The following is an 8,321-nucleotide window of genomic DNA, read 5'->3' as shown; positions in this document are numbered from 1 at the left end:
TCAGATTCGTACGACTTGCATGTATTAGGCACGCCGCCAGCGTTCGTCCTGAGCCAGGATCAAACTCTCCAATAAGAGTAAGCTTTAGCTCATTAAATAAAACGTTGGCTCATGTTCTCTATATTAATATAGAAGAAACACGATAAATATTGTTTGTTGACGCTTGTTTGTTTAGTTTTCAAAGAACAATTTTTCAACCGTCGCTTTTTGAAGCGACAAGGAATAATATATCATGTTATCAAGTTCGTTTCAACGACAGGATTTAAATGATATAACAGCTGACATCTTTCGTCAATAACTTTTATTAAAAAATTATTTATCAAAATCAGTGTTTTTTACCTGCTTTCGAAGCAGCTAAATTAGAATATCACTTTATGTCTAACAGTACAATAGTAAATTTAACCAAATGGAAAGGTCAGCCCCTTCTATTTCCTATGAAACTAATTATATAAGTTACAGAAAGTTCTCTGTATGAGGCGCTTAAACCGCTTTAAGGCTTACATTACCATCCCGATGATTTCCTTGTATGGTTTGCGGTGAATTTGTACAACATGAATCATGAAAGGAGTGTTTTTAATTTGAAGAACTTAAGTGTGTTGCTCTTAAAATTTTTATCCAGCCTGGTTGTGTTTTGGATTAGCTTCGGTTTATTTTTCGATACATCCTTTGCGTATATCGCTTCATTTGCCTTTCTTGTAACGATTGTTTCGTTTTTCATCGGTGACCGAATTCTCCTTCCGCGAATTGGTAACCTGAATTCAGTCGTCGTCGATTTTTTTCTCATCTATTTTGTCGTTTGGATTTTTGGAGGACCCCTTCTCGAAAGTTACATTCAGGTCGCTTGGGTAAGCATTACCTCCTCATTCCTTATCGCAGGCTCAGAACTGTTTGTCCACTCCTATATGCTCAAGAATATGAATCTTACCACTCCAGGTAGTTTTCAAAATCGATTTGCCTATGAGTTTGCAGAAGAACAACATCCAGATCCAAGAAAAGAAAAGTAATTTAATTTCAACATGTTTATTAAATCCAGAAGAAATCAAAATAAGGAATATCTAGAATAAACTTTGCCTCCCCTGCACAACCTAATGATCTACAGGAGGGATTTAATAATGAAGGAACAAGAAAAAGCCATTAGAAAAGATGTAAATTATGAGGGGAAGGATGAAACCTATCTAGATATTGATCGCATTATAAATGAAGGTCTTTCCGGCGGCTCTGTTCATATGCGAGAAGATCGGACTAATATTGAAGAAGCAAGAGAACTAGTTGAAGAAGAGCCACCTCATCAAGTCGAAGAGTAGGACTGCAATGTTTAAATTGCAGTCGTTTTATTTTCCAGTGGTTAAGGAAAGTTAATCCACCGTTGTCACGTCAATAACGGAAACTTTTACTGTTATTCATAGGCACCGTGAACGATTATCCACTACATCATGGTGAAAGAGTCAATTCTTACCCTCTATTAATTTGACCATGTTATACCAATTTACTCCACCATGAATTGATTCAGACAGGCCATGGTTAACAAACCCCATTTTTTCATAAAAAGCAATTAAATCACGTTTACAGGTTAACGTAATTCCCTCTCTTCCATTTGCTTTTACAAGTTCTTCCATCCTCTTAATTAAAATCTTCGCGATTCCTTGCCTTCTAGCCTGTCTAGACACAGCTAACCCTAAAATACTTTGATAGCCTCCTGTTTTCGGGTTCTCTGTGATTTTCGCAAAAAGGTCATCGGAAATGTAAGGTTGAGGAATCACAGGTCCATTTAAATAACCAAGAATCTCACCTTTCTTTTCCGCAACAATAAAGGTATCAGGAATCAACTGAATTCTCTCCATAAAAGCCTCTTTTGTGGCAGCTTCTTCGATTGGAAAACCTTCATTTTCAATCAATAACAGCTGTTCTAAATCTGTGGTTTGAACATTTCTTAAAGAAATCATCTTGTCTATTTCCCCCTTTCTGACTGATATTCTTTCCTATCTATTCAAACTTGCTTAGTTAATATAATAAGGAACGCTTGGCATTTAATATAATTATAAGTGTCGGTACCTTTTGTTGCATATAGTTGTTAATTTAGAAGCCTTACTTTATAAGAATAAGATGGAACGCCTAATACGGTGAAAGTCGCATGTTGGGTGTAGTAAAGCAGGGGAAAGTCGCACGTTGGGTGTAATGCAGGGGAAAAGAAGGAGATAACATCAAAGTCTTACCTTTTCTATTAAAGTATTCCTACTTTAATTAAAAAAGACGATATAATAGCTTTTATAAAGGAGTGGAATGTTTAAATTCGTAAAAGGAGGTTCGTTCTTGAATATTTTAATTTTAGGTGGAACTGGACGAGTTGGAAGTCAAATCGTTACTTATTCTCTTCATGACAGACATCATGTTACCGTACTAGTTCGCACTCCAGAGAAGATTCAAATAAACCATGAAAATTTAACGATTATTCAAGGAAATGTTTTAGATAAAGATGATATCGTACGTGCCATGCATGGAATTGATGTTGTTATTAGTGCACTCAATACAGATGGGGCAACCACTCTATCAGAAAGTATGCCGTTTATTATCGAAGCAATGGAAAATGAAGGTATACAACGAATTATTACGATAGGAACTGCTGGAATCCTGCAAAGTAGAATTACCCCAAGTCTATTACGTTACCAGTCGAGTGAATCAAAGCGCAAGTCAGTCCGTGCAGCTGAAGAACATTATAAAGTCTACGATATGCTTAAACAATCAAAACTCGAATGGACGATTGTCTGTCCTACATATTTGCCGAATGGAGAAAGGTTAGGTATATATCGAATAGATCGTAATTTTTTGCCGGAAGGTGGCATTAAAATTTCAGTGCCAGATACAGCAGAATTCGCACTGAGCCAAATTAAAAATAACAATTTTATTAAAGCACGTGTAGGTATCGCCTACTAATACTATTCTCTTACACTACTTACTTATCGTACTAACACAATAAAAAAAGAGTTTTTGAAATGCAAAATCCATATCATGTAGGTATAAAACATATCAATACCTGGTCCAAAATATTTGTTTTATTCCTACCCAAATTAAATCGAATGGTCCCCATTCCAACCTCTTTGCGGGCTATGTGGTCTGTCCCCCACCCAATTAAAGTATTTAGAGGTGAAAGAAAGCCAAACAGAAGGGAAATGCCAGGCACCATCGATTTTGCTTGTGCTTCCTCCATTTTTAAAAAACGAAGGAAGCACGAGAAGCGTCCCCGTGCTTGTCCCCTTTATTTAAACCTCATTTTATACATCGTTCGGAATGATTCTCTTGGTTTTAGTTTATTTATGCCGAATTTTTCTTTAAAGTCCCCAGTTGCATCATGTGTATCAGCAATTCCGTACCACGGCTCAATGCAAACAAATGGAGCCATCTTGCCATCTATGTACTTTGACCATATCCCAACGAAAGGAAATTCTTCGAACATTACTTCTACACCATGTTTCGATTGATCCGATAACAGTGTAATTTGGTCAATATTGCTATAAACGAGCGCATCATGAGCAAATAGGGAGTCAGTAAGTTGTATCATCGAAATTTCATCGGGCGTTCCTTTCTCATGAATAAGACCATCCTTTAGTTCATATTCCTTCACATTTTTATTTGCAGCAGGAACTATGTGTAAATGATAGTCCTCAATCGTTTCATTTTCTAAAAGCGGGACCCTAAATGCTGGATGGGCACCAATTGAAAAATACATTTCTTCCATTTGTAAATTTTCTATTTCCCAATGAACAACCAAGGAATCCTGATCAAGAACATAACGGATTTCCGCCTTAAAATCGTAAGGATAAATATGAAGGAACCGACCAGCAGACTCGAAATGGAAGGAAACATCTGTTGCGTTTTGCTTACCAACTTCAAATTCGACATCACGTAAAAAGCCATGTTGTGACATCTCGTACGTGTGACCCTCAAGTTGATATTGATGATCCTTTAAACGCCCAACAATTGGAAATAAAGTCGGAGAAACGCGTCCCCAATATGCTGAATCCCCTGTCCACATATAATTCAGTCCTTGTTTCTTCTGCTCCACTTTCTGTACTTCTGCTCCGTTGCTAGCGATCTCTACCTTCAACCACTCATTCTCAATTAAAATTTTCATCTTCTATCCCTCTTTTAAATACATAATTTTTCTTATTATAGCGAATACAAGCGGATGGTACACTAGCTAAAAAAACCTAAAGCTCATTGATGTCATCGTTGATTACGTTTGCTGACGCAAATTTTTAAAAAATAGCACAAACTGTCATACTACGGAATAGGAATTCTACAGCCAAGTGCCAGTATTCTATTTAATAGAACTAACATTGCAACTGATCCCTAACACAACGGCATACGCTTTTTTAAAAAGTAAAACTTCAAACAGTGGGATTTTTCTGCCCGTTTAAAGCGGAATAAATAAATCTAATAGCTCTTTGGCACTATGCACTTCTTGATCTGGTCTATAAATAGCATTGGCTGGTAAATCTTTCTTACGATGATTCATCCAGACTGCCTGCCAGCCTGCTTGTTTTGCTCCGATTATATCTTTTTCAAAATTGTCTCCGATATAAACCGTTTTGCTTTGGTCAAGGTTCATTTTCTCTTCAATAAAATCAAACACTTCTCTTTTCGGCTTTGCATGACCAATCGTTCCGGAAATAAAAATCTTTTCTTCAGAAACCCAACGACTAAGGCCGAGCTGCTTAATTTTCATTGCTTGATGTTTTTCCTCACCATTAGTAAGAATCCCAAGCTGTTTTCCTTCTTTAGTAAGTACATTTAGCAGTTCTTCCACTTCCGGAAACAATGAAATGTTTTTTTGTTCGGCTGCATACGTTTCATGAAAAATAGTCGCTTTTTCCGTATCTATAGGAATGTTAAAGTCCTTACAAGCAGCGATAATTCGTCCGGTTTGCCATTCAAATAGTGAGATTTCACCCGCTTCACTTTGATCAAATAAAATCTCGCTATACTTTCGACTAGCTTTATATAATTCATCAATTCCTTCGTCTGATAACGGCTCTTGAAACAGCATCCTTACAGTTTTATGAAAAGAATGTGCTTGATCGTATAATGTATCATCGACGTCAAAAATGATCGTATCCATTCGCATTTCCCCCTTATTTTATTAGTATTAATTCACTATTCTCCTAAATTAATTCACGCCATAAAGACAAAAAGTCAAAGAATGCACAAGTCCTTGCTGCCTGCCATTGTAGGAAAATAGAGAAACCATACCTATATTTCAGATTTCCTTTGAAGAGAATGGAAGGAATAACTTGACGCCTCTTCGATTAAACGGCAGGAATTTCATATCGGCGATGAGGTGGCTTGCATAGGCAGCCACGGCCACCTTGTATACTCCTTCAATCCCAATCGATTGTTCAAACAAATGAGCAATCACTCCAAAATAGGCTAATCCTAATAATGAATGTGTATAGCTTCGATGTTGGACAAACGAAGCGATGATAATAAAAATGGCTAATAAGAGAAGCCATGTTTCCTGCAAAGAAAGTCCACAAACGAAAACACCTGCGCCTGTAATAGTAAGCATCCGTCGCTGTGTAATTTTAGTAGAGATGAACAAGATCACAATTCCAATCCCAATCCCTAACCATTTTTCTTTTCCCGAACCTTCTATGTAACTATACACCATCATAAGAAAGCCAATGATTTGTGCAATATATTGAAACCATTTATATGAGAACGTAATCCGATTTGATAACTTCCCATCAATATCGACATCAGGCATCAAGCCTGCCACCGCCCCAACTCCGACGAAAATAAGAGTCGTCGCAGGATCAGTTTGATAGCTGTTGGCTGCGATGAAACCGACTCCCGCCCCAATCAACACATGTGCTGTTCCATTCATGAATGAACACCTCTAGCTTAATCTACAAACAGTAAAAACCTATTCTATTATACTTTTAACTTTATTTAAATAGTTTATCAGCAAATTTAGGAATATTTGTTCTGATTTTGATCTTTAAAGGCGAGTTAATAGAACAACAATAAAAGCGTCAGTCACCATCCGAAAAATGGATGGTGACTGACGCTTTTACTCTTTCACGATTATTCATTTGCAGTTTTTTAAAAATCCTTGATATCTGTATTTAAATCCCCTTGAATGGACTCAATTTCTGCTTCAACTACTTGTTTTATTTCTTCACCAGTATTTTTCCTCTTGCATAAGTTCCCTTACGATTTCAAGGAAAAAGTTTGAATAGGTAATTGTCGTTCGAAATCGTTCTCTCTACTTACATTATACGACGATTTATCAATTATTTATAGACTACTCTTTTTGTAATTCCTATACTATAGTGTTATATACAATTCTAAAAATATAAGAGGTGTATCAATATGAATGACAAAAAAGATGTCTTAGATAATGGTCCTTTTTTTCACGGTACTAAAGCAGAACTGAAAATTGGAGATTTATTAAAACCACAACACTTATCAAATTACCAAGATAAGAAATCTAACTATATATATTTTACTGCAACATTAGATGCTGCTAAATGGGGGGCTGAATTAGCAACATCTAAATCAAAAGAAAGAATTTATATTATAGAACCATTAGGTGAGTTTGAAAATGATCCGAACTTAACGGACAAAAGATTTCCAGGCAACCCAACACGTTCCTATAGGTCTACATCTCCTTTGAAAATAATCGCTGAATTAAGTTCATGGGAAAGACATTCCGATGAAGAAATAAATCATATGATTGAAACTTTAAAAAAGTTACGTGAGCAAGGAAAAGCTGTAATAGACGATTAATCCTTAAAGTTTACGGGCGCGGCGGGTGTGCCTCCTCGGACTGCCGTCCTGCGGTTTTTTTAAAGTTTTTTAGTTATGCCCTAGCCTCATCCTTTTCAACTAAATGCCTGTTTGCTGGAGAACGATCTCATTTAAAATCAATCAAATCTGTATAACACCTTAACATTATTGATTCAAAAAACTATTGTTTATCATTTTTTGACTTTCAGTGATAAAAAATATGTTAAGGATGGTACATTTCACTCGCTGTAACCCTCATACAAGGTGGACGGTTAATAATCCTTTTCCATGAAAAGCGCCATTTTCTTGAAAAACATTAAAAAGACTGGATTAGTTATGATATAATAAATCTGAAAAATATGAATGTTATTTAAATACAGTTGAAGGAAAGAACGGAACTTTCTTGAAGAAATTAGAAGGAAAAGTTTGAAAAGGTGAAAATAATGATTGATAAAATTAATGCACTACCTGAAAAGGTCGGACTAGGAATAGGGTTAGCTTTAATATTAGGTGTTCCATTATTGTTATTTTTGTTGTCATTTTTCTTCTCTTTTGGTATTTGGACTACGATGATAGTTGAAGTTATTGTTTTCTTTGTAGCTATTCTATTGATACTAAGTGCGGCTGATAAAAGACATCGTGATAACAAAAAGTAACGATTTTATACAATTGCTTACTCCATTAATGGCCCGATTATGGAAGGTCATAAGCCTAATTCTTCGCTAAAAATATGAAGGGTTGTGGCTTTTATCTTTATAAAAAGGCAGAAGTCGTACATTCTTATGGCAGTAATCAATAGTGACTCACCTTCATGCATTTACTGGCTCAGTCGTCGGCAAACAGTGGCTCAATCTATCCCCAATACTCAAACAGAATTGGAAATTTAAAACTGCAAGAAAAGGATTCCTTTTAAAGGAAATTTCATCGTTGGCCTCACCGTTACTTAACAGCAGATTATCATGGTTACCTATCAAACTTGGCATATACTTTAAGCTGCAACCTTTGCAAGATTTCTATGTTCTTCCTATTTGTTTCCCACATCATAAAAAATCATCAACCCACTAAACAATAATTAATATTAAGAAGAAGCACAGGGTACGTCCCCATATCCATCAAGTTAAGCAAATAAATACCATATTCTTTGAAAATAGCCTATCCTTTCTATAAATCCATAGAAAGGTGGGCTTTTTGAATGTTTGATCTTACATTTGAAGACGAATTCAAACTCTTGTCTGATGAACTAGGTCGCATCTTCTCTTCCAACTTTCTTAATGAATTGGCTAAGACTCATAAATTTAAGCAGAGAAAAGGTAAGTTGGAGCCACTGGATTTTGTATCATTATGTTCGTTCTTTAATGAAGGCTCGGGCATCAAATCGTTGTCAAGGCTATGCGCGCTCCTTACAGCCCAGCGGAAAGTCTCTTTAAGCACAGAAGGATTGAATCAAAGATTCAACAAAAACGCTGTTAATATGATGAAAGAAATCTTCCGACATCTTTTTAGCAGGCAGATTCTAAAAAATAAGATTTCAGAGC

General features: G+C 36.0%; 9 protein-coding genes, 1 rRNA gene and 1 pseudogene. 6 read left to right on the top strand and 5 right to left on the bottom strand.

The window, feature by feature from the left end:
* Positions 1–75 (bottom strand): 16S ribosomal RNA (locus tag GNT69_RS25125); the annotation flags it as partial.
* Between the two features lie 503 nt (positions 76–578).
* Here GNT69_RS25125 and GNT69_RS25120 point away from each other — a divergent pair.
* Both GNT69_RS25120 and GNT69_RS25115 read left to right on the top strand, forming a co-directional pair.
* Positions 579–1,004 carry a DUF2512 family protein gene (locus GNT69_RS25120; protein ID WP_203557720.1) on the top strand — a complete coding sequence of 142 codons (426 nt, stop codon included), beginning with the start codon at positions 579–581 and terminating at the stop codon, positions 1,002–1,004.
* Positions 1,005–1,112: 108 nt separating this feature from the next.
* Positions 1,113–1,304, top strand: coding sequence for a hypothetical protein (locus GNT69_RS25115; RefSeq protein WP_203557719.1), 192 nt, complete (start codon positions 1,113–1,115; stop codon positions 1,302–1,304).
* 141 nt (positions 1,305–1,445) lie between these two features.
* On the opposite strand, the gene GNT69_RS25110 is transcribed toward GNT69_RS25115, so the two are convergent.
* The gene (locus GNT69_RS25110) at positions 1,446–1,943 is read right to left on the bottom strand and encodes a GNAT family N-acetyltransferase (protein ID WP_203557718.1); all 498 of its coding nucleotides are present in this window, start codon (positions 1,941–1,943) and stop codon (positions 1,446–1,448) included.
* A 367-nt stretch (positions 1,944–2,310) separates the two neighbouring features.
* Between GNT69_RS25110 and GNT69_RS25105 the strand changes: the two genes are divergently transcribed.
* Positions 2,311–2,931, top strand: coding sequence for an NAD(P)-dependent oxidoreductase (locus GNT69_RS25105; protein ID WP_203557717.1), 621 nt, complete (start codon positions 2,311–2,313; stop codon positions 2,929–2,931).
* Positions 2,932–3,253: 322 nt separating this feature from the next.
* Here GNT69_RS25105 and GNT69_RS25100 read toward each other — a convergent pair whose 3' ends face one another.
* The 3 genes from GNT69_RS25100 to GNT69_RS25090 form a co-directional block, all read right to left on the bottom strand.
* On the bottom strand, positions 3,254–4,129 hold the full coding sequence (locus tag GNT69_RS25100; protein ID WP_203557716.1) for an aldose 1-epimerase family protein: 876 nt from the start codon (positions 4,127–4,129) through the stop codon (positions 3,254–3,256).
* Positions 4,130–4,411: 282 nt separating this feature from the next.
* A complete protein-coding gene (locus GNT69_RS25095) occupies positions 4,412–5,116 on the bottom strand; it encodes an HAD family hydrolase (RefSeq protein WP_203557715.1) in 705 nt (234 codons plus the stop codon).
* Positions 5,117–5,254: 138 nt separating this feature from the next.
* Complete coding sequence (locus GNT69_RS25090) at positions 5,255–5,881, bottom strand: metal-dependent hydrolase (protein WP_203557714.1); 627 nt, start codon at positions 5,879–5,881, stop codon at positions 5,255–5,257.
* 488 nt (positions 5,882–6,369) lie between these two features.
* Between GNT69_RS25090 and arr the strand changes: the two genes are divergently transcribed.
* The 3 genes and pseudogenes from arr to GNT69_RS25075 form a co-directional block, all read left to right on the top strand.
* Positions 6,370–6,786 carry an NAD(+)--rifampin ADP-ribosyltransferase gene (gene arr, locus GNT69_RS25085; protein ID WP_203557713.1) on the top strand — a complete coding sequence of 139 codons (417 nt, stop codon included), beginning with the start codon at positions 6,370–6,372 and terminating at the stop codon, positions 6,784–6,786.
* Between the two features lie 443 nt (positions 6,787–7,229).
* A complete protein-coding gene (locus GNT69_RS25080; RefSeq protein WP_203557712.1) occupies positions 7,230–7,442 on the top strand; it encodes a hypothetical protein in 213 nt (70 codons plus the stop codon).
* 536 nt (positions 7,443–7,978) lie between these two features.
* Positions 7,979–8,321, top strand: a pseudogene (locus GNT69_RS25075) (IS4-like element ISGka3 family transposase); the annotation flags it as partial.

The organism is Bacillus sp. B15-48 (assembly GCF_016879755.1).
Taxonomy (GTDB): Bacteria; Bacillota; Bacilli; order Bacillales; family Cytobacillaceae; genus Mesobacillus_B.
Note: the sequence above shows the minus strand (reverse complement) of the source record. Positions and strands in the feature narration are given on the sequence as shown.